The sequence below is a fragment of the Paenarthrobacter sp. NPDC090522 genome, assembly GCF_044769225.1.
In the GTDB taxonomy this organism is placed as follows: Bacteria; Actinomycetota; Actinomycetes; order Actinomycetales; family Micrococcaceae; genus Arthrobacter.
Genome location: NZ_JBIVXL010000014.1, coordinates 110,119 through 131,776, shown reverse-complemented (window position 1 = coordinate 131,776; position 21,658 = coordinate 110,119). Strand labels below are relative to the sequence as shown.

The 21,658-nt window shown below is 64.4% G+C and carries 17 protein-coding genes; 6 read left to right on the top strand and 11 right to left on the bottom strand.

Features of this window, described 5'->3' with window-relative positions:
• Positions 1-39 precede the first annotated feature (39 nt).
• From ACIQT2_RS17705 to fdxA, 4 genes are read left to right on the top strand one after another with little or no spacing between them, the layout of a single operon-like run.
• Entirely contained in the window at positions 40-987 is a 948-nt protein-coding gene (locus ACIQT2_RS17705; RefSeq protein WP_402948963.1) for a dihydrodipicolinate synthase family protein, read from the top strand.
• Positions 987-1,799, top strand: coding sequence for an SDR family oxidoreductase (locus tag ACIQT2_RS17700; protein WP_402948961.1), 813 nt, complete (start codon positions 987-989; stop codon positions 1,797-1,799). The genes ACIQT2_RS17705 and ACIQT2_RS17700 overlap by 1 nt, the downstream gene beginning before the upstream one ends.
• A 24-nt stretch (positions 1,800-1,823) precedes the next feature.
• Positions 1,824-3,299 (top strand): aldehyde dehydrogenase family protein, encoded by a 1,476-nt coding sequence (locus tag ACIQT2_RS17695; protein ID WP_402948959.1) that lies wholly within the window; start codon positions 1,824-1,826, stop codon positions 3,297-3,299.
• A gap of 6 nt (positions 3,300-3,305) precedes the next feature.
• Complete coding sequence (gene fdxA, locus ACIQT2_RS17690; RefSeq protein ID WP_400334263.1) at positions 3,306-3,623, top strand: ferredoxin; 318 nt, start codon at positions 3,306-3,308, stop codon at positions 3,621-3,623.
• Positions 3,624-3,681: 58 nt separating this feature from the next.
• Here the strand turns inward: fdxA and ACIQT2_RS17685 are convergent, their stop codons facing one another.
• Positions 3,682-4,425 (bottom strand): response regulator transcription factor, encoded by a 744-nt coding sequence (locus ACIQT2_RS17685; protein ID WP_400334260.1) that lies wholly within the window; start codon positions 4,423-4,425, stop codon positions 3,682-3,684.
• A 101-nt stretch (positions 4,426-4,526) separates the two neighbouring features.
• On the opposite strand from ACIQT2_RS17685, the gene ACIQT2_RS17680 reads away from it, so the two are divergent.
• Complete coding sequence (locus ACIQT2_RS17680) at positions 4,527-6,197, top strand: sensor histidine kinase (protein WP_402948955.1); 1,671 nt, start codon at positions 4,527-4,529, stop codon at positions 6,195-6,197.
• 15 nt (positions 6,198-6,212) lie between these two features.
• Here the strand turns inward: ACIQT2_RS17680 and ACIQT2_RS17675 are convergent, their stop codons facing one another.
• The 5 genes from ACIQT2_RS17675 to ACIQT2_RS17655 all read right to left on the bottom strand — a co-directional run bounded on the left by ACIQT2_RS17675 (position 6,213) and on the right by ACIQT2_RS17655 (position 15,097).
• Complete coding sequence (locus tag ACIQT2_RS17675; RefSeq protein WP_402948953.1) at positions 6,213-6,458, bottom strand: PLDc N-terminal domain-containing protein; 246 nt, start codon at positions 6,456-6,458, stop codon at positions 6,213-6,215.
• 33 nt (positions 6,459-6,491) lie between these two features.
• Complete coding sequence (locus ACIQT2_RS17670; protein WP_402948950.1) at positions 6,492-7,700, bottom strand: restriction endonuclease; 1,209 nt, start codon at positions 7,698-7,700, stop codon at positions 6,492-6,494.
• Positions 7,701-7,854: 154 nt separating this feature from the next.
• On the bottom strand, positions 7,855-10,083 hold the full coding sequence (locus ACIQT2_RS17665) for an McrB family protein (protein WP_400334251.1): 2,229 nt from the start codon (positions 10,081-10,083) through the stop codon (positions 7,855-7,857).
• Between the two features lie 60 nt (positions 10,084-10,143).
• Positions 10,144-12,072: a DUF5107 domain-containing protein gene (locus ACIQT2_RS17660; RefSeq protein ID WP_402948947.1), complete on the bottom strand. Its 1,929-nt coding sequence runs from the start codon at positions 12,070-12,072 to the stop codon at positions 10,144-10,146.
• Between the two features lies 1 nt (position 12,073).
• Positions 12,074-15,097, bottom strand: coding sequence for a glycoside hydrolase domain-containing protein (locus ACIQT2_RS17655; protein WP_402948944.1), 3,024 nt, complete (start codon positions 15,095-15,097; stop codon positions 12,074-12,076).
• A gap of 166 nt (positions 15,098-15,263) precedes the next feature.
• Here ACIQT2_RS17655 and ACIQT2_RS17650 point away from each other — a divergent pair, with 166 nt between their 5' ends.
• Entirely contained in the window at positions 15,264-16,163 is a 900-nt protein-coding gene (locus ACIQT2_RS17650) for a phosphotransferase (RefSeq protein WP_402948993.1), read from the top strand.
• Positions 16,164-16,195: 32 nt separating this feature from the next.
• On the opposite strand, the gene ACIQT2_RS17645 is transcribed toward ACIQT2_RS17650, so the two are convergent.
• From ACIQT2_RS17645 to ACIQT2_RS17625, 5 genes are all read right to left on the bottom strand, one after another.
• Entirely contained in the window at positions 16,196-16,354 is a 159-nt protein-coding gene (locus ACIQT2_RS17645; protein WP_402948942.1) for a hypothetical protein, read from the bottom strand.
• A gap of 76 nt (positions 16,355-16,430) precedes the next feature.
• Positions 16,431-17,195, bottom strand: coding sequence for a copper homeostasis protein CutC (locus ACIQT2_RS17640; protein WP_402948940.1), 765 nt, complete (start codon positions 17,193-17,195; stop codon positions 16,431-16,433).
• Between the two features lie 88 nt (positions 17,196-17,283).
• Complete coding sequence (locus ACIQT2_RS17635) at positions 17,284-17,700, bottom strand: acyl-CoA thioesterase (RefSeq protein ID WP_402948990.1); 417 nt, start codon at positions 17,698-17,700, stop codon at positions 17,284-17,286.
• A gap of 68 nt (positions 17,701-17,768) precedes the next feature.
• Positions 17,769-19,853 carry an ABC transporter ATP-binding protein gene (locus tag ACIQT2_RS17630; RefSeq protein WP_402948937.1) on the bottom strand — a complete coding sequence of 695 codons (2,085 nt, stop codon included), beginning with the start codon at positions 19,851-19,853 and terminating at the stop codon, positions 17,769-17,771.
• Positions 19,850-21,583 carry an ABC transporter ATP-binding protein gene (locus ACIQT2_RS17625; protein ID WP_400334236.1) on the bottom strand — a complete coding sequence of 578 codons (1,734 nt, stop codon included), beginning with the start codon at positions 21,581-21,583 and terminating at the stop codon, positions 19,850-19,852. The genes ACIQT2_RS17630 and ACIQT2_RS17625 overlap by 4 nt, the downstream gene beginning before the upstream one ends.
• Positions 21,584-21,658 lie beyond the last annotated feature (75 nt).

Genomic DNA, 21,658 nt, shown 5'->3' with positions numbered 1-21,658 from the left:
TCACCCACAAACCCCGTCCCGCACTGAAAGGAACCAACCATGCCGCAGTCCCCTGCGCCCAAAAACAGCCTACGGACCAGTCTTCCGGGCGGGGTTTGGGGCGTCGTCGCCACCCCCTTCCAAGGCAGCACCCTCGACGTGGACCTGGACAGCCTGGCCGAACTCGTGGAGCACTACCAGGCCATCGGAGCTACCGGGCTCACCGTGCTCGGGGTCTTCGGCGAAGCAGCCGCGCTGACCCCGGAAGAACGCCGCGACGTCCTGGAAACCGTGGTCGAATCGACGTCCCTGCCCCTGGTGGTCGGCGTGACCGCGCTAGCCACCAGGCCTGCCATCGAGGAAATCCTCGCCGCCCAGGACGCCGCAGGCAACCGCCTGGCCGCCGTCATGGTCCAAGCCAACGCGGCACGCCCGGAAACCGTCATTGCCCATCTGGACGCCATCCACCGGGCGACCGGCGCCCGGGTTGTCCTGCAGGACTATCCGCTGGCCAGCGGTGTCAGCATCTCCACTGCGGCGTTGGCCGCGGTGGTCAACGCCTGCAGCTACGTCATCGCCGTCAAAGCCGAGGCCCCACCCACCAGCGTCGCCATCGCGGAGCTGAGTGCCGCCGTCGAGGTTTCCATCTTTGGCGGCCTGGGCGGGCAGGGACTCCTGGACGAAGTCCTGTCCGGCGCCGCAGGTGCCATGACGGGCTTCTCCTACCCCGAGGCGCTCATCGCGTGTGTCCGGGCATGGCAAGCGGACGGCTACGAGGCCGCACGGCGCGAACTGCTGCCCTACCTGCCGCTGATCAACTTCGAGCAGCAAGCCAAGGTGGCATTGGCCATCCGCAAGGAATGCTTCCGCGAGCGCGGACTCATCAAGGACTCCGGTGTCCGCGCTCCAGCGGCCGGATTCCCGGAAGTATTGCGGGAATCCATGCAGGTCCACCTGGAGGAAGCCGCTGCCGCGCTGGGCTCCCGTGCAACTGTGGGGAGCATCTGATGGACCTCGGCATCGCGGGAAAGACCGCGCTGGTTGCCGCGTCCACGGGAGGACTTGGCCTGGCCGTTGCGCGTGCGCTGGCGGCCGAGGGGGTCCGTGTGGCAGTGGTTGGACGTCGGCGGGACCGCGCCAAGGAGATCGTTGCCGAACTGCAGGCCGCCTACGGCACGGGAGTCCTGGGCAGCGCAGGCTTCGACGCTGTTGCCATCGAGGCTGACCTCGGCACGGAGGAAGGCATCGTGTCGGCCGTGGACCAGACCGTGGCGAACCTTGGGCCGATCGACATCCTGGTGCTCAACGGTCCAGGCCCCAAGCCCGGTGCGGCGGCAACACTGACTTCCGAGGACATGGCAGCTGCGTTCGACCTCCTGGTCAAGCCGCATCATGCATTGGTAACCCAGGTCCTGCCCGGGATGCGGGAGCGCCGCTGGGGCCGCATCCTCGCGATCGGTTCCAGTGGAGTCACCGCTCCGCTGCCTAACCTGGGGGTCTCCAACACGGGACGGGCCGCCTTGGCCGGCTACCTCAAGACCCTGGCCGCAGAAGTGGCGTTGGACGAGGTCACCGTGAACCTGCTCCTACCGGGCCGGATCGCCACGGACCGCGTCACCCAACTTGACCAGGCCGCCGCGAAACGACGCGGAACCACGCTCGAGGACATCCAACTCGAGTCCCGGAAAACGATCCCGGCCCGCCGCTATGGAGAACCCGCCGAGTTCGGTGCCGCTGCCGCCTTCCTGTGCAGCGCACCGGCGTCGTACATCACCGGCGTGGCACTCCGGTGCGACGGCGGCCTGATCCGCAGCCTCTGAACCCCCACACTTTAAGGACTTGCCATGACTTCAACAGCGTTCGAAACCACCCTGACAGCTGAGGCAACCAGCACTGCCCAGCACCTCATCAACGGCCAATGGCTCGGCGAAGCCACCACGGAACGGATGAACCCGGCACGCCCCGGCGAACTCGCGGCCCTCTCCCCGAGCGGTACATCCGGGGACGTGGACGCCGCCATCACGGCAGCCGCAGCAGCACAGCCTGCTTGGGCGGCACTGCCCGCCCCGTCGCGTGGCGCCATCCTGATCGCCGCCGGAAATCTGTTGATCGAACGGCAGGCCGCCATCGCCGGAGACCTCGTCCGGGAAGAGGGGAAGACCCTCGCCGAGGCCAAAGGGGAGGTGAAGCGTGCTTCGGACGTCCTGCGCTTCTTCGGCTCCCTCGGATGGGCCGCTACCGGCGAAGTGCTGCCGAGCGGACCTCCGGACACCACCATCACCACCCGCCGCGAAGCTTTGGGAGTAGTTGGCCTGATCACGCCATGGAACTTCCCCATCGCCATCCCGGCCTGGAAGACCGCCCCTGCCTTGATCAGCGGCAACACCGTGGTGATCAAGCCCGCAGAGCTCACTCCCCTGTCCGCGACACACTTGGCCCGGGCGCTGCAGGACGCCGGGCTCCCGGATGGCGTGTTCAACGTGGTCCATGGCAAGGGCCGTGTGGTGGGCGACGCCCTGGCCCGCGATCCCCGCATCGCCGGGCTTTCCTTCACCGGCTCCACCAACGTGGGCCTCGCGCTGCAGGAAATCCTCAACGGCCGCCGGGCCCGTGTGCAGCTGGAGATGGGCGGCAAGAACGGCGTCCTGGTGCTGGACGACGCCGATCCCCGCAAGGCGGCCCAAGTGGTTGCCGCAGGTGCCTTCGGACTGACAGGCCAGGCCTGCACGGCGACCTCCCGGGTCTACGTGACGCCCGGCATCCGTGCTGCGTTCCTCGATGCTCTCGTGGAAGAGGCCGCCGCGTACAGCACCGGTGACGGGCTCGCGGACGGAACCCGGATGGGCGCCGTGGTGAGCAGGCAGCAATTCGAGCAGGACCAGGCAGCGGTGCGTACCGCCGTCGAACGCGGCGCGACGCTCCTGCACGGACAGTACGACGGCGACGCCTCCGGCGCGTTGTTCTTCCCGACGGCGGTCCTCACCGACCTTCCGTTCGACGACGCCGCGGTGACCGAGGAAATCTTTGGCCCGGTAGTGGCCGTGTTGGAAGTCCCCGACTACGAGGCCGGACTGGCTGCCATCAACGACTCCCGCTACGGGCTCACCGCAGGTATCTGCACCGACTCGCTGACTTTGGCCACCGACTTCGCGGCACGCGCACAAGCCGGTGTGGTCAAGGTCAACCGTCCCACGGCCGGCCTGGACCTCAACGTTCCGTTCGGTGGCGTCAAGGACTCCTCCACCAACACGTTCCGCGAACAAGGACGCTCCGCGCTGGAGTTCTTCACGTGGGGCAAGACCGTCTACACGGGCGTGTAGCAAGCCATGAGTTATGTGATCGCGCAGCCCTGCGTGGATGTGAAAGACAAGGCCTGCATCAACGAGTGCCCTGTGGACTGCATCTACGAGGGCGCGCGTTCCCTCTACATCCATCCGTCCGAATGCGTGGACTGTGGTGCCTGCGATCCCGTGTGCCCGGTTGAAGCGATCTACTTCTCCGAGGACGTCCCGGATGAGTGGGCTGACTATGTGAGGGCCAACGCGGAGTTCTTCGACGACGGTCCGGGTTTAAGCCGGCCGGACACAGACCACCCCGTGATCTCCGCAGAACCCCTCCGCCTACCCGTCCCCCAACCCAACTAGGTCGCATTAGTGCGCGTTTTCAGCCCTCAAAACGCGCACAACTGCGACCCAGTTGGGGTTAGTTGTTCTGGGCGGCGGGCGCCAGGCGGTAGCCCACGCCGCGGACTGTTTCCAGCCAGCGGGGGCTCTGGATACTGTCGCCCAACTTCTTGCGCAGATTACCCATGTGCACTTCCACGGCACGCTCGTCCGCGTCACTGACGTACGAGCCGACGTCGTAGGGCTCGTTCCGCAGGCGGCGGGCGAGGTCCGCCTTGGTCCGCACGATCCGCCCGGTTTCCAGCAGCGCAACCAGGAGGTCGAATTCCGTGCGGGTCAGCTTCAACTCCGTGCCGTTCAAGACGGCGGTACGGGAGCCCGCGGAAACGGCCAGTCCGTTGTGGCTCACCTCGGGATCCGCCTCTTCCGCGGCGGCCTTGGAGTCCGACGACGACCGCGGCCTGCGCATCATGGCCTCCACCCGGGCGCGCAGCTCGCGAGGCCGGAAGGGTTTGGTGAGGTAATCGTCGCCACCGGCTTCGAGGCCCATGAGGGTATCGAGCTCCTCGGCCCGGGCCGTCAGCATAATGATGTACGCATCCGAGGTTTTCCGGATCTGCCGTGCAACCTCGAACCCATCGATGTCCGGAAGGCCAAGATCAAGGGTAATAACGTCAGGGTTGAGTTCCCGGGCAGAGGACACACCGGCCGATCCCGTGGAGGCAACGTGGACATCGAACCCGGCCTGCGAAAGAACCACACGGACCAATTCGCGTATATCCTGGTCGTCCTCAATAACCAGCCCCACACGTACTTCACTCATCGCTGCCCCTCAGCCCCCTTAGATAACCCTTCGAAGTATAACCATTATGGTTAGGCTGATCTCATGAACAGACTTTCTTCCGCCTCCCCGCGGGTTGCGCCATGACCAACCCGACCATCTGGGATTTGGGCGAAAAGAAGAATCTGCTGGTCTTTCGGCGCTCGTTCCACGAGCACACCCTGCGCATGCGCGTAGTCCTGAGCCAACTGCCCCTCTCGGTATGCGTCTGCCTCTCCGCGATCCTCGTGTGGCTGTTCTTCCCGGCCACGCTTGGTAATCCGTTTTTTGTCATCTTCCTGCTGAGCCAGGCGTTCCTGCTGGCCGCCTGCGTCATTGTGCCGTGGCACAGGCTTCCGTTTCCCAGCTTCCTGGCCATTCCCGTCCTAGACATGGTATCCATCGGCTTTGGCAGGGAAGGTGGACAGGAAGCCCTGACGGGACTCAGCGTCTTGGTGGTACTTCCCGTCATCTGGCTATGCGCTTCGGGGCTGTATCCCCGGCTGGCCATCGCCATGTCCTTCCTCGGACCCCTCGCGATCGTTTGGGCGCCGTGGTTCATCAGGGGCAGCTTCACGGAACAGGACCTCACCAAGCCCCTCCTCTTCCCCATCCTGATCGTAGGCATCGGCGTGTCCGTCAGCGTCCTGACGCTCAGCATGATGCGGCAGCAAAGAGCCCTGGAGGAGAAGGATGAGGAACTCAAGGAAGCGCTGGACGCCAGTACCAAGCAGGAGCGCCTCCTGAACACCGTCATGGAAGCCCTCCCTTTGGGAGTCGTTGCCGTGGACGGGAATGGCCACGACATCCTTATGAACCGCCGCCAGCGCCAAAGCCACAGCCTCGCGACGCCGCCGGACAACCCCGATCCCAACGAGGCCGAACTGCTGGTCTTCGACACGGACCGGACCACTCCCCTGCCGGCAGACCAGCGTCCCGTACGCCGGGCCGTCCTGGGCGAACGGTTCACCGACCAACTCGTGTGGCTGGGCAGCGGGACGGACCAGCGCGCCTTCACGGCAAGCGCCAGGCCGATGGTGGATGACGATGGAAAGTTCGCCGGCTCCGTGGTGGTGTTCAATGACGTCACCGAACTGGTCAACGCCCTGGCAGCCAAGGACGACTTCGTAGCCAACGTCTCCCACGAGTTCCGGACGCCGTTGACCTCCATCCTGGGCTACGTGGAATTGATCCTGGACGATCCCCACGGCCTCGATCCGAAGTACCGGATGCAGTTGGACATCGTCCGGCGCAACGCCGAGCGGCTCCTCACCCTCGTCTCGGACCTGCTGTCCGTGCGGTCCGGCCAGATTGCCATCCAACCCCACACCGTGGACGTGGTGGAACTGGTCCGCAGCAGCGTCACTTCAGCCGAACCCCGCGCCGCGAAGGCAGGCATCCGGCTGTCCATGGACGTGCCTCCCGCGCTGGAAGCGCGCGTGGATTCCTCCCGGATGTCCCAGGTGCTGGATAACCTGGTCTCCAATGCCATCAAGTACTCCCCCGACGGCGGCGATGTGGTGGTGGCCGCCTGGGAGGACCAGGATTACGTTTTCTGCCGGGTCTCGGACACGGGCATGGGCATGACCCAGGAGGAAGCGTCCGAGGTCTTCACCAAGTTCTTCCGGGCAGGCGGAGTCCGCAACAGTGCCATCCCGGGCGTGGGGCTGGGGCTTCCCATCAGCAAGGCGATCGTGGAAGCCCACGGGGGCAGCATAGAACTCGAAAGCGAACCGGGACGCGGAACCACCTTTACGGTCAAGGTTCCCGCGTAACCGCGGCGCCCGGCCTTAGCGCTTGGCCGTCACCGCACCGGAATCACGACGGCGGCCAAAGAGGAAATAGCTCACGGGACCAAAGAAGTTGATGAAGGACGCTGCACGCCACAACACCTTCTTGCCCCTGATCTGCGCTTCCGGGGTCTTGGCCAAATTGCGTTGCGCGGCGATCAGCAACGTCAGGTTCACTGCACCGCTGATCATCAGCATCACGCGTTGGCCTGTGCTCATGTCTCGCCAAGATTTCTTGCGGGCCATCATGCCTCCATCCGGGAACGTGTACTTCTCAGGCTAGTCTTCGGCTCCGCGACCCGCCACAGCCTGCCGCACTACTTCACCCCAGGACTGTTCGGCGAGGTCCTTGATGGCGGCCAGGATGTCCTGCGGCGGCAGCGAGAGGTCCAGCGGGTACTCCACAATATCGATGTCCGTATTGAGGATCCGCCGCAGCTTCATCTCCCCTTGCCCGGCATAAACGAGCCACGCAGTAGGAACCCGCAGGGCGGTGCAGTAGGCCAGCAGTTGGTAGTGATCGGCGTTGAGCGAGGCGCCTGCGTCACCGGCTGCCGTGTATTTGGAGTCGTAAACCACCACGGGACGTCCGCCCAGGAAATGTGCGGCATCCGGCCTGACCGTCAAACGGTCGGTGTCCCGCACAGCTTCGTTGAGCAAGGCACCGTACTGCAGGCGCATCTCTCCCGGGTGCGAACTCATGGCTTGGCGTAAGGCGGTGCCCACGAAGTTCTCGAACACTTTGGCCATGTCCACCACGAAGGACGCCGTTTGCTGCTTGCCCTCTCCTGCCTCCGCGGACGCGTTGCGCAGGATCACTTCGGCCAGGCGGAGCACCGCGTGGTACCGCAGGTTCATCCTGCTGGCCTTCCACGGCGGCAGTGGCGCTCCGGACTGGAGGCGGGTGACGGCGTCGAGCTTTCCCTTGAGCTGCCGCAGGCGGCTCTGGACATCGGCGCGGACGCCGGGCACTTGCGCCATACGCTCCAGCGCGGCGCGGAGGATCCGGTTCTCGGCGATGTCCTCGGTGAATTCGTCGTAGGAGACTTCCAAGGGGACCATCATGCCGGGGCGGCGGGAGATCTGGTCCGAAATCCGGATCCGGCCCTTCACGGTCCGCAATGATTCGTCCACGGTGAGGTATCCCTGGAGGACCCCGCGGCTCAGGGCACGGTCGGCCAATTGTGCCAGGGATTCGGCGAGCGCACTCCACAGGTCCGGGTGCTCCACGGCTTCCACGGCGTGATCGCCAAAGCCTTGGTCGCCGGCGTAGCTCAGCAGGAACAGGAGCCGGTTCAGGCCCAGGCGATCCTTGGGGCGCACCTCCAGCTGAATGGTGGAGGTGCGTACAGAGCCCACTTTGCCGGCCGGTTCGATCCGGTAGAGCCCCATGCCCATGGGCGAGGTCTTGGCCAGGCCGCTGGCATTGATGAACGCCGCCGACTCGGGGTCCAGTTTCTCCACCACGCCGCGGGACAGTTCGTCCATGACGATGTGCCGTGGTCCGGTCAGCCTCCCCTGGCCCCGTTTCGCTACGGCCGCCGCGGTTCTGCCAACGGCCGGGGTGACGCTCCGCGCCGGAGCGCCCGACGGCTCAGCTGCGGCGCTGGAAGGCGGCCGCCCCGGGCGGGGCGGGATGGCCTTAGCGGGCCGCAAGTCGTCCCAGCAGCTGGTCCAGGCCGAAGCGCTCTTCCAGTTGTGCACGGTTCAGTTGGCCGTGGTAGTGCTCCTCAAGGAGGGGCATGAGCTCGTACTTCCAGATCCTGCGCAGGCCCGTGGGGTTCTGGGCAGCGTTCTTCATGAAGTACGACGGCCCGATCATGAGGTCCCGGTCCCAGTCGTCAATGGCCTCGTTGAGGGCATCCAGGAGGTCCGCGTTGAGGGTATCCAGCCCGCGGGCTTCGAGGAAGCGGCGCAGGGAGCCCTTGACCGGCTCCACGTTGGGGTGGAGCTCAATGAACGCAAAGCGGCGGCGGATGGCTGCATCCATCATGGCGATGGAGCGGTCCGCGGTGTTCATGGTGCCGATGATGTACAGGTTGTCCGGCAAACTGAAGGGCTCGTTGGGGCTGTACTGCAGGTAGATGCGGTCGTCCCGGTACTCGAGCAGGAAGTACAGCTCACCGAACACCTTGGCCAGGTTGGCCCTGTTCATTTCATCGATGATGAGGAAGTACGGCTTGTGGGCGTTCTCCGGTTTGGCGGCTTCTTCGGCGAGCCTGCGCAGCGGCCCGGCGACGAGCTTGAAGGACACTTGGCCGTCGTCGGTCTTGTCCGGGCGATAGCCCTCAAAGAAATCCTCATAAGCGTACGAGGGGTGGAACTGCACCAGCTTCACGCGTTCGTCCGTGCTGTCTCCGGCGAGTTCAGCCGCGAGGTGCTTGGCCAGGTACGTCTTGCCGGTGCCGGGCGGACCGTAGAGGACCAGTTGACGGTTCTCTTCCAGGAGTTCAGCGATTTCCTTGAGCGGCTCGAGGTCCATGTGCAGCGACGCAGCGAACTCTTCGGTCAAGGGACGGAAGCCCTGCTGCACAACCTCGACGGCGACAGTCGGGGGCGCTTCGTCCTCGCCATCGGTTTCGGCTTCCACAGGGAGCAATTCCTGGAGTGCCTGGATGACCCGGGTGACGTCAACAATAATGCCGGGGGTGGACAGCTGCCGCTGGGCATGGCGCGGCAATTCCGTGATGGCGTAGCTGTCGTCGAACCAACGGACCTTGCGGCGGATCCGGCGGTTGTCCTCATCCGGTTCGCCCAGGACCACGCCGACGCGTACGCGGCCACCGTTTTGGTAGAGCGTGAGGTCACCGGGCTTCATGACGGTGAGGAAGGCGAAGACGGCGGTTTTGGTGTCCTCGCGCTCTACGTAGCCAAGGTGCTTGCAGTCCTCGTCAACGGCATGCTGGACCACGCCGGCGGTGACTCCGGCGTCCAAGGAACGAAGGTGTTCCACATCCAGCGTGGCTTTTTCTTCGCCGAGCCATCCGGCGAGCAGGTCGGCATTGTCGTGGTGTGTGCGCAGGAGCCACGACCGGCGGCCCGGGTCGCCCACCTTGCGCCACTGGCTCACCAGTTGGCGCGCGTACCAGTCGATCCGCTGGCCGGCCTGCTCATCCAGGTGGAGCCGGATCCGGTGGATGTCCGCAGTGATGTCTTCCTCGGTGTCGCCGTCGGCTCCGCCCACCAACGATGCGAAGGCGTCACGGATCTCCCGGCGCTCCACGTCGGCCACCACAGGCTCGAAGTAACTGGGCCACACGAGGTACTCGATGCTGCGACGGAGGGCGGGCTGGTCCTCGGGTGTTCCAACGGCCAGTTCGTGGAACTTCAGGGGATCGGACAGTGCCTCGCTGATGGTCTCCGTGCTTTGGCTGTCCACGTGCTCCACGAAGCGGCACAGCCACACCAGGTGGTCCCAAATGGTCCAGTTGAACTCAGCCGTGCGGTCCCGGATGACGCCGTGGTCCGTCATGCCTTCATAGAGTTCTTCGGGCAGCTCGACGGCAGGCTCCACCCACGAGGCCGCCTCGGCAACACGCGCGCGCTTGACCCGGAGCGACTTGACCTCGTGGGCCAGCGGCAACGACTGCAGGAACAGCAACTCGACGGCCAGCAGCTTGGCCTCGCGGGAAGCGCCCTCAAGGTTCTGGCGCAGGTTGGTCATCATGGGCGCCTTGGAATCCGCCACTCCCCGTTCGAGCCGTTCCAGCAGTTCCCGTGCGGCGTCAGCCGTCCACGTCAGGGTCCTCCCATCCAAGGCTGACGGTCTGCCTTGGAGGGCCGGACTGAGCACGTACCACGCCGCGTCCTCGATCTCCTTGGAGATTCCGGGGGCGCGGTCAATGGCAGGCATCACGGAGGGGGTCACCATGCCAACTTACCTTGTTTGCTTTAAGTCGGCATCTGGATTTCCACAGGGTTCATTCAGCTTTTAATGCATCCCAAACCGGTAGGCAGCAGGGACGGGTTCGCCAGGACATACCTCCTCCCACAGGTCCGCGATGGCGTCCTCGCCCTCCCGCAAATCAGGGATCTCGACGCCGTCACGGAGGATCGCCGCGGCCTCGGCTCCGTGCCCGCCGCGGGCGAGCGCCAGCGCCCTGAGGAACGTCAAACGTCCGACGGCGGCACCCTCCTTGGGTGCCGACTCCGCCAGGTCCAGCGCCATGACCGGGTCTCCGTGCCGGATGCTCAGGGTGACGGCTTCCACGAGCAAGGCGGTGACGGTTGAATCAGTCTCCACGCCGTTCCGCAACTCAGCGAGGCCTTCTTCGTTTTTCCCCGCAGCGAGCAGGGCCAGGCCCAAACCACGGTGTGCCAAGGCCTTCGTCCGCCTGTGGGCATGCTTGGCGCCAAGTGTCCGTTTGTACCATTCCTTGGCGCCATTGAGGTCCTGCCGGGCATGCCGCATGGTAGCCACTTGGAAGTCCGCTTCCGGGTTCCCCTGCGCTTCAAGCAGCTCCTCCCAGTCCGCACCGGCAACAAAGGAGGTCGCGCCGTCGAACGGTTGCCCTTTCAGTAGCCCCAGCCAGGGTTCCTGCTCCGCCGTGACGCTTTCCGTGACGAACGGCGTGCCGCTTTCGTCGATCCACCGCTTGCCGGTGCGCCGGCGCCGGGCGCGTTCGGCCACTCCCCAGCCGCTGCCGGTCAGCAGCATTTTCGACGGCGGCACATCGGCGTTGCTGATCACGGCGGGAAGCATGGCTTCCAGTTGCCCGTGCGGCAGCAGTGTCTCCAGCTTCAGGCCCGCATGTTTCACGGCAGCGTCCCAGTCCTGGCCGTGTGAACTTCCCGGGTCGAGGTGCCCGTTGCCGTAGGCCTCCACCCAGGACCACACCGCTCCGGCCGGCATGACGAGGTGTTCGAACTGGGTCTGTGCCAGTCCCGCCTGGATTTCGGCGTAGGGGCCGGCGCCGGGGCTCAGCCACTCCTGCCATCGTTTGCCTCCCTGCCCCTGGCCCCAGACGAAAAGCTTCTTACCCCGCAACAGGCCGGTGGAGAGCATCGCGAGCCCATCGCCGTCGTCGTCCGCTGCCACTACCCAACGGCGCTCGGCCGGATCGATGTCGAAGAAGAAGTCGGCCGCGTGCGGGCTGTTGACCAGCCAGGTGCCGTCGTAGCCTTCATGGGCCGTGGGCCGGACGCGGGTGATGTCCGTGGCGTAGTCGCTGCCGAACGCCTCGTCCGCGGGCGCGATCACGCGGGTCCTTGCTGTCTCCGGGATCGCCGCGTTGCTCCACCAGTACATGGGAACGTCGTGGTCATTGGGGTTGCGGATCCGCACGGCGGCGATCAACACGGCCGAATCCTCCGGCAACCAGAGGTCCACCTGGAACACCACTTCGCGGAGCCGTTCGAATTCCCACATCCGCAGGACGTGCTTGCCGTCCGGGGTGTGGACGATCGCCGTATGCAGCGGATCGCAACTGGTGGGCGAATGGCCGCGCGTTCCGATGTTCCACTCCAAACCGCCGGCAAACCACGCCTTACGCAGCGCGATATTGGCCAGCTGCGGCGCTCCGTGGGTGTGCAGGAGCTGCTTGCCCGTGGCTTTGTCGAACAACTCCCAGATCCTGCCGCCCAGCGACGGCAGCACCGTGGCGCGGAGCTTGCTGTTTTCAAGCACGACGGCGGGAAACTCCCTGGGTGCCGCGTCCCTGTCATAGCCGTCCTGCATGAGGTATGGATAAACGTTGGGCACCAGGCCGTACCGTGCGGACGCCTGGAGCTCCTCAGGGATGCCCTCGCCCACGGTGTAGGGCTGGTCGAGTTCGGAGGCCACCACGGGCAAGGGGTTCAGGGGGCCAAGGTCCGCCATGCCCAGCGTCAGGGTTGTCACTGTGAGGTTGGAAGATGCCACGTCAGTATCCAATCGTGAGGAGGAGTCCACGGTTCGGCTCGATGGTGATGGTGGCGCCGGGCCCGTAGTGCGCGGCATTCTGGAAGCCGTCAATGGCAGGGGCGTCCATGTCCACGGACGCAAGGTGGGCGGAACCGGCGTCGAAATTCAACTGCACGTCCACAGTCTCCTCGGACCACGAAGCCAGCGCTACTACTGCCTTCCCGCCGTCCGTCCACGTGGTGGCCAGGATGTCAGCATGGCTGGTTGTGACCGGCGCCTGCGGATCCCAGTGGCCCACTATCTCCATCTGCTCCAACCCTGTCTTTGCCCAGAAGTCCCACAGGGGCCGGTTGTCCACGCGCGGCGCCCTGCCCGTCATGCCGAACACCATGCCTCGCCAGGGATTGCCGCCGTTTTCGAGCATTTCGCCCATGAGGCCGAACGGTATTCCGGACAACTCCACCAGCCAGTAGTCCGGGTCGGTTCCTTCATAGTCGAAGTACTCCCCAAGCCAGAGCCTGTCCACATAGGGCAGCTGCTCCATGTACAAGTTGGCTGACGACGCGTAGCCATCGTGGGCGGTGAATTGGTTGGCCGAATGCAGGTCGATCTCCGGGCCGTCAGTGGCGCGCTCCCGGCAGGCTCTTTCCAGCACTTTCCGGACCCGCAGCATGGTGTGCCGGTCGAAGGCGATGTCATCCAGGTAGATCCCGTCGATGCCGTCCTCGCCTTTGGACAGTTCGGCGAGGCTGCGGACGTAGAAGTTCTCCAGCCGCGAGCCACCTGTGGTGACCACCGCAATGTCATCCACGTTGGGCGCGAACCACGCGGAGACGTAACCATCCCCGGCGTGCTCCTGGAGCCAAATGTGTCCCTTACCCGTTCCGTCGCTGAACACCTCATGGTCCAGGTGGAGCATGGGCAACAGCTCAGGACTGTGGAAGGTGAGCTCCCGGACGGTGTTGTAGACCTTGGCCTTGAGTCCGTGCTTGTGGCACTCGGCGATGTAGCTGCGGAGCTTGTCCTCACTCAGCAGTGGATCGTTGATGTAAGGGGCGGGCGCCGTGGCGTGATGGATGTTGACCACCGTTGCGCCTGCTTCCGCAATCTGTTGTGGGTCCGCCGGCTCGTGAAAGTACCGCTTGCCCAGATGTTTGCCAGGTTCGATCGGCTTGAACGGAGTCAGGAGGAGCCGGAAATCGAAGTCGAGTGCGTGCCCGGAGTCCAGGGCGCGTGGCCCACTGGTGGCTCTTACGGTGACAATGCCGTCCTGCGTCCGGAGCGAGACTCCCCCGGTTCCCCACGAATCCGGCTGCAGCAGCGGCTTCTCGAGGTAGAAGTTGGTGTTCAGCGGCCGTTCGTAGCTCCTGTCACGGAGGGCGAGTTGCAGTCCCGCATGAGCCCCGCCCAGCCACAGCGCATCCTGGTTCTTGCTTGCCACGTTCCACACCCAGTCCAGTTCCGCGGGTCGCCGTCCGCCCGGGATTCCCAAGCCCATGGCAAGCGGCACCGCAGCTTCATGCAACCCAAGCCGCAGCCCGACGTCGGGCACGTCCACAGTCCCTCGTGCGCTCAACCGCAGCCCGAAGTGAACGGCACCATCCGCGTCGAGCGTTCCGGCCAGCTCCAGCGACGCCACTGTCTTGCTGCCCTGCAGGCCCGTCCACTGGCAGGTCCACGAGACCCGCGCCGGTCCCGCCACGGTGTAATCGATAGGCCCGTAGGACCAGTCGATGGTTCCCGTTTCCAACGTCATCGCTTGCGATAAAAGCCCGACGGCGGGACCGTCCGTTGCCGTCACGCCCGCAGTGAAGGTGGAGGTCACCTGCGCCGGGAGACCCGAATCTCCCAGCTTGAGGGTCCTGCCCAGGATTCCCAACGTCCGGCGTTCTTCATCCAGCGTGACAGGGGTAAACGGGGCCACGAGCTCGGCGTCCTGGGCGATGGTCGAGTCGATCCACGCGAGCCGCCTGAGCAGCCGCGGATCGTTGGTGGCCTCCGTGCGTTCCCTAAGATCCAGGGCCACGGCCAGATGCTGCGTTAGGCCGTCGTCGTTTCGGACCGTGATGTCCGTTGTGACCACGCCGTCGGCATCATCGGGGATAGGGACGATGACGAACAACGCCTTTACTGTTCCCGCGGGGATGCTGAGGGACTTCTTCAAGGGCTTGCCGAGCCGGTCCGTTCCGTCGGTGTTGATGCAGCGCCCGTTCGCTACCTCCACCGATACGCCGTCGAGGTCCTTCAGTGCATAGACACCGAGCTGGACCACGTAATCCTCACCCGGCTGGGCCGTGCCCCGGAAATGGCCGGTGGGTCCGTTGATGGCCCAGTGCGCGGCCAGCCCGTGCCGCATGGAGATGGGGTTGAGCCGGTCTTCGGCGAAGATGAGGAAGGCTTCGCCGGCATACTCCTGCTGAAGCTGCTCCAGTTCCGCCGCTGTTGCCGTGAAGTTCATGGGCGCAAACGAGTCACGCTCGCTGGCGGCCTCGTAACGCACTGCGTGCGCTGGTGGGAGCTGGGTTCCGTTGCTGTCCGCCCACAGGGAACCCACGACGGCGGCCGCCCAGTCGGGCGCTGCGGCCGGCCTGCGTGGGAGGTACTGCGCTTGGGGATAGTGCGCCTTTCCCAGCATCGCGTAAGGCAGGTAGTACACGAAGTAGGGTCCGGGGCCATCGACGGCTTGGAAAACCAGCGTGCCCGACTCCCGCGCGGCTTCTTCCACTATGACGTTCCGGACCCTCGTCCCGGAGTGGGCGGCCACGACGATGATCTCCACACCGGCAGGGTTCTGGTCTTGTCGCCGCCAAGGAATGACCACCCTCCTGTTTTGGCCCAAGCCATCGTCCGGGACCTCCACCACGAAGCGGTGGTTGCCGTACAGGAGCTTGTCCCAGTTGCCGACGCCGCACTCCACTTCCGGGTGCCCGGTAACGCGTTGGGGTACGTGTTGCCGGGCGGAGCCGATGTGCGGGGATTTGATGGATTGGGCGGGCTCGGAGGGGCGTGTTGTGGCCGGTGTGAGCGGCTCGGGCAGCGGCATCGCTGGGACTCCTGAAGGTAGCTTCCGGGGTGGTTTCACCGAGTTGGTGAATCCTTACATCATTGCCGCGTTCCGTGAAGGCTGTAAAGGGTATTGCGATGCGCGATGAGTGTCATTGGCTGAGTGTTTGACCACCACGGCTTGTGCGTAGGCTTGGTCAGTGACCATGCATGCGAATCAGCTCAGTCTTGGGCTGGCTGAAGCTGTGCGGCTGGTGCGGGGGCTCCTTCCGTCGACCGACGCATCGGAGGTCGTGGCGGTGGAGAGTTCGGGAACGGTTAACTACCTGTACCGGATAGGACCAGGTTTCGCCGCGAGGTTTCCGATGCAAGGCACGGACGCTGCCCTGGCCCGCGAAACCCTTCTCGCGGAACACGCCGCGATGCGCGAGTTCGCCGCAGTCAGCACCGTTCCATCACCCGTGCCTGTTGCGATTGGCGAGCCGAGCGCCGATTATCCGCTGCCGTGGTCTATCCAGACCTGGATCGAGGGCGAAACTGCTACCGCGACGTCAGCGGCTTCGTCGACAGCCTTTGCGCTGGACCTCGCGGCGCTCATCGCGAGCCTTCGGCAGGCCGACACGAAGGGCCGTTCATTCTCCGGTGGGGGCCGCGGAGGCGAACTGGTCACCCATGATGCGTGGGTGGCACAGTGCCTCCGACGGAGCGAGGGACTCCTGCCGGTTGACCGGCTCCGCCTGGCTTGGTCCTCGCTGAGGCTCCTGCCTCGTCATGGTGACGACGTCATGTCCCACAAGGATCTCATTCCCGGAAATGTGGTCGTGGGCGCCGACTGCCTCGCGGGTATCCTCGACACCGGTGGCTTCGGCCCCGCCGACCCTGCACTGGACCTCGTTGCCGCTTGGCACATGCTCGACTCCGGCAGAAGGAACGTCCTGCGCACGACCCTCGCCATCGAGGACCTCGAATGGAGACGAGGCGCCGCTTGGGCCTTCGAACAAGCTATCGGGCTCGTCTGGTACTACGCCGACACGAATCCTGCGATGAGCGCACTCGGCCGGAGCACCCTGGAACGTCTTCTCGCCGATCCCACGTTGTCCCTCTAGCCGGCCGAGCACCGCAAACCCCGCTCAAAGCCTTAGCTGTCCTCGACGCGTCCGTCCCTCTTCAGCTCAGCGATCCTAAGCCGAAGGAAGATGATGGCCAAGACCAATGCGTATACGGCCAGGACGGCCACCGCGATCACGAAGACAGCGTACAGAACCCCGATGATTCCGAAGGCAGGACTTAAAGTCATTGTTTCCCCCAATAGTCGATGAACTCCCCATGCTACGCAGACCGCAAGGGTTTCCCCGGACGCGGTGAAGAAGGTGTCACGCCCGCGGCTGCAGATTGACGGCATTCACCGCGGCCCTCGCTGCGCGCACTGTCTCGCGGTCTGTCACGGAATAGGCTGTGGGATCCGCGCCGTCCTGGCTCCCGAGGGAAATGGCGGAGTCGGCGAGCGTGGACACAGTCCTCTTGGCGGACAAGTGCACCGCGGAGAGGCCTGCCGCATGCATGGCGGGGATGTCCGAGAGCTTGAGCCCTCCCCCGGCCATGATCTCGATGGCCCCAGCGGAACGTTCAACCAGTTGAGCCAGGGTGGGCAGGCCCTCCCCGGCCGTTGGCTCGTGTCCGGACGTGAGGACGCGGGTGAACCCGAGCTCCAGGAGTTGCTCCAGGGCACGGAGAGGATCCCGGGATTGATCGATGGCACGGTGGTAGGTTATCCCGGCCTCCGGGTTGGTCTGCCGGGCCACGTCCACCAGCCTGGCCGTAACGGGAACGTCCACTTCGTCGTCGCGGGTCAGCGCCCCCACCACAACGCCGTCAGCTCCCAGGGCCAGCAGGTGCCTGACTTCGTGAACCATGGTGTCCACCTCCGAGGCGGAATAGTGGAAATCGCCGGGCCGGCACCGGACCAGGGCATGGATTCCCAGGCGACCGTCCACATGTTCCATGCTTGACTCCAGGAGGCCCTGGCTTGGAGTAAGGCCACCGAGTTCCAGGCCGCTGCACAGTTCGATCCTGTCGGCGCCTTCCGCGGCTGACGTTCCTGCGCCCGCAGCGCTTGTCACGGCGATCTCAAGTTTCATGGTGAAACTCTACGTGGACCCGGGTTTGGGCACACCAAAGGCCCCTGAGAAGCATCTCCCAGAGGCCTTAGGTGCAAAACACGGTGGCTCAGGCCTGGTAGGCCGCGAGCTTCTCCTTTTGCTCGGGCGTGAGCCTCAAGACCCGTCCGTTCTCTTCAGCCACGAAAGCCAGGTGCGTGCTCGCTTTGACGCACTCCTCGCGGGTTACGGGATCCTTGATGACGTAGTGGAGATCGAAACTGGCTCCCTTAACGGCGCCCACCCAGATTTCCACGACTGCCGGGATGTTGCGGTACTCCAAGGTTCGGACGTAGCGGACCTTGTGCTCGACGACGAGGGTCATGACGCCTTCGCCAACATCGTTGAACAAGGCGGCGGGCGGCTCCGTGCCCGGCAAACCGGCACCCGCGGGCGGACCGAAAGCCGCGATGCGGGCTTCCTCCAGCATGCGTACGATCTGCACGTTGTTGATGTGGCCGTAGGCATCCATGTCACCCCAGCGCATGGGCACCAAGACCTCGATGCGCTGGGGTGCCACCGACGATTCCGCGGACGCGGGTGCCGTTTGCGTGCTCAGCTGTGCACCGCCGTCGAATCGTCCACAGTGGTTTCGCCCGCATCCTCACCAGCAAACTGGGACATGTAGAGGCGGTAGTACGCGCCCTGCAGTGCCAGCAACTGGCTGTGGTTGCCCTGCTCCACGATCTGGCCGTTCTCCATCACCAGGATGGTGTCGGCATCGCGAATGGTGGAAAGGCGGTGGGCGATCACGAAGCTGGTGCGGTCCGTGCGGAGGGCAGCCATGGCCTTCTGCAGCAACAGTTCGGTACGGGTGTCAACGGAGCTCGTCGCTTCGTCGAGGATCAACAAGGATGGATCGGAAACGAACGCACGTGCGATGGTGATGAGCTGCTTCTCACCGGCGCTGACGTTGTTGCCCTCTTCGTCGATGATGGTCTGGTACCCGTCCGGAAGCGCACGGACAAAGCGGTCCACGTAGGTGGCCTTTGCCGCCTCCATGACCTGTTCCTCTGTCGCATCCAGGTTGCCGTACTTGATGTTGTCGTAGATGGTGCCCCCGAAGAGCCACGCATCCTGCAGCACCATGCCCACCTTGGAGCGGAGCTCGGCCCGGCTGAGATCCTTGACGTCCACGCCATCCAAGGTGATCCGCCCTGCGTTGAGCTCGTAGAAACGCATCACCAGGTTGACCAAGGTGGTCTTGCCAGCCCCGGTCGGTCCCACGATTGCCACCGTGTGACCCGGCTCAGCGCTGAAGGAGAGGTCTTCGATCAGCGGCTTGTCCTCGACGTAGCTGAAGTACACCTTCTCGAATTCCACGTGTCCGTCTGTCTTGGCCGGCAAGTGCTTGGTGCCGGTTTCCTGGACTTCCTCCTCGGCATCCAGGAATTCGAAGACACGCTCTGCCGAAGCCACGCCCGACTGCAGCATGTTGGCCATGCCCGCGATTTGGCCCAGCGGCTGGGTGAATTCGCGCGAGTACTGGATGAAGGCCGTGGCATCGCCGAGGCTCATGGAACCTGAGGCGACGCGCAGGCCACCGACGACGGCGATGCCCACGTAGGACAGGTACGAGACGAAGTTCATGGCCGGGAAGATGATGCCGGAAACGAACTGTGCACCGAACGAGGCCTTGTACAGTTCCTCGTTCTTTTCATCGAAGCGGACCAGCATGTCTGCATCGCGGCCGAAGACCTTCACCAGGTCATGGCCGGAGAACGACTCCTCGATCTGGCCGTTCAAGGCACCCGTGTTCTTCCACTGCGCTGCGAAGAGCTTCTGGCTCCTGGCACCGATCACGCCGGCCATGACTCCGGAGAGCGGCAGCGCGATCAAGGCGATCAGCGCAAGCTCCCAGGACACAATGAACATCATCACGATGATGCCCAGCACGGTCAGTACCGAACTGACCAGCTGCGCGAATGCCTGCTGGAGGCCCTGCTGGACGTTGTCCACATCATTGGTGACGCGGGACAGGATGTCGCCCCGCTGGCGGGTGTCGAAGTAGTTCAGCGGGAGCCGGTTGAGCTTGGCCTGGACTTCGTCGCGGAGGTTCCTGATGACCCGCATGACGATCCGGTTCAGCAGCCATCCCTGGGCCCACAGGAAGATGTTGGCCACGAAGTACATGAGCAGGACGATCGAAATCAGGAACGTCAGCTTCGGGAAATCGATGCCGTTGGTCAGGGTCATTTTGGAGACCATGTCCGCGAAGTTGTCCTGGCCCTGCTGGCGCATGAGGTCCGCGAACTGCTCCGGGGTCACACCTGGCGGTATCTGCTTGCCAATGACGCCACCGAAGATGACGTCCATGGCGCTGCCGAGGACCTTGGGAGCGATGACGTTGAGGACCACGGAAACCACCACGAGTCCGATGACGATCAACACACCAACCCGTTCGGGCTTGAGCAGGCCCATGAGACGCTTGGCGGAAGGCCAGAAAGCCTTGGCCTTCTTGGCCGGCACATCGCCGAACATTCCGCCGTCGGCCTCTGTGGGGACGTACTCTTCCTCTACGAAGTCCTCATCTTGAAGGGCCTCTGTGGCTACATCAGCGGCAGCCTCGGCCTTGGCGGCTTTGGCGGCTTCGGCCTTGGCAGCCCAGCCACGCTTCTTTTGCTGGTTCTGCTCGGTCATGCCACTTCCTCCACGCTCAGCTGGGATTCAACGATTTCCTGGTAGGTGGGTGAGGTTTCCAGGAGTTCGTCGTGGGTACCCCTGTCAACGATCCGCCCGTTGTCGAGGACGAGGATCTCGTCGGCGTCGCGGATGGTGGAGACGCGCTGGGCGACGATGATCACCGTGGAGTCGCGGGTCTTGGCCTTCAGCGCCTTGCGCAGCCGGGCGTCGGTAGCGACGTCCAGTGCCGAGAACGAGTCATCGAAGACATAAACGTTGGGCTTGGTCACCAAGGCGCGTGCGATGCAGAGGCGCTGCCGCTGGCCACCGGAGACGTTGGTGCCGCCCTGCGCGATACGGCGGTTGAGGCCTGCCGATTTCTCCTCCACGAAGCCTTTGGCCTGCGCGGTTTCGAGTGCCTCCCAGAGTTCCTCGTCCGTGGCCTCGGTCTTGCCGAAACGGAGGTTGTGCTCGATGGTGCCGGAAAACAAGTACGGCTTCTGGGGAACGGCGGCCACACGGCTGCTGATCTCCGACGCATCCAGTTGGGTGACAGGGACGCCGTCGAGCAGAACTTCACCGGAGGCGACGTCGTAAAGCCGCGGCAGCAGCGAAACCAGGGTGGTCTTGCCTGCGCCGGTGGACCCAATAATGGCCAGTGTCTTGCCGGGTTCGGCTTTGAAGGAGATGTTGCTCAGCACGGGAGCCTCGGCGCCCGGGTACTTGAAGGTAACGTCGCGGAACTCCACGCGACCGGCTTTTTCGGCCGGCACCACCGGGGTGGTGGGGTTATGGATGGAAGGCTCGACGTCGAGTACCTCGCCGATGCGGTCCGCACACACCGAAGCGCGGGGAATCATCATGGCCATGAAGGTACCCATCATGACGGCGATCAGGATCTGCAGCAGGTACTGGAGGAACGCGGTCAAGGCTCCCACCTGCATGTCTCCGGAATCGACGCGCTGGCCACCAAACCAGAGCACGGCGGCGGTTGAGAGGTGGAGGATCATGCCGATGGCCGGGAACATGAGGACGAACAGGTTGCCGATCTTCACGGACACGGCCGTGAGGTCCTGGTTGGCCTCGCCGAAGCGCTTTGCCTCATACGGCTCCCGAACGAAAGCCCGGACCACGCGGATACCGATGATCTGCTCGCGCAGCACGCCGTTGATGGCGTCGATCTTGGCCTGCATGGACCGGAAGAGCGGCATCAGGCGAACCACCAGGTAACCGACCACCGCCACGAGGACGGGCACGGAGACCCACACGAGCCATGACAGGCTGACGTCTTCCTGGACGGCCATGATGATGCCGCCCACGCACATGATGGGCGTGGAGACCATGAAGTTCAGGCCCATGAGGACCAGCATCTGGACTTGCTGGACGTCGTTGGTGCCGCGGGTGATCAGGGTTGGAGCGCCAAACTTGTTGACGTCCTGGGCGGAAAAGCTGCTGACTTGGCGGAAAACGCCCCGGCGGAGGTCGCGGCCTATGGCCATGGCCGTCCGGGCTCCGAAGTAGACGGCCGCGATGGCAGTGAGTACCTGGGCGAGGGCGACAGCGAGCATCAGCGCGCCGGTCCGCCAGATGAAGTCGGTATCGCCGCGGGAAACTCCCTCGTCAATGATTTTGGCGTTGAGGCTGGGAAGGTAGAGCGTTGCGATGGTGGACGCCAACTGGAAGATGAGGACGGCCACGATTTGCGGCAAATACGGCTTGGAGTAGCGCCGTATAAGGGTGACAAGCATGCCCACGGATCCTTAAGGAGAGAGTGCGTGAATGAGTTAAGTAAGTTCTAGCAGCAGGCGCTGACAGTATTAGCC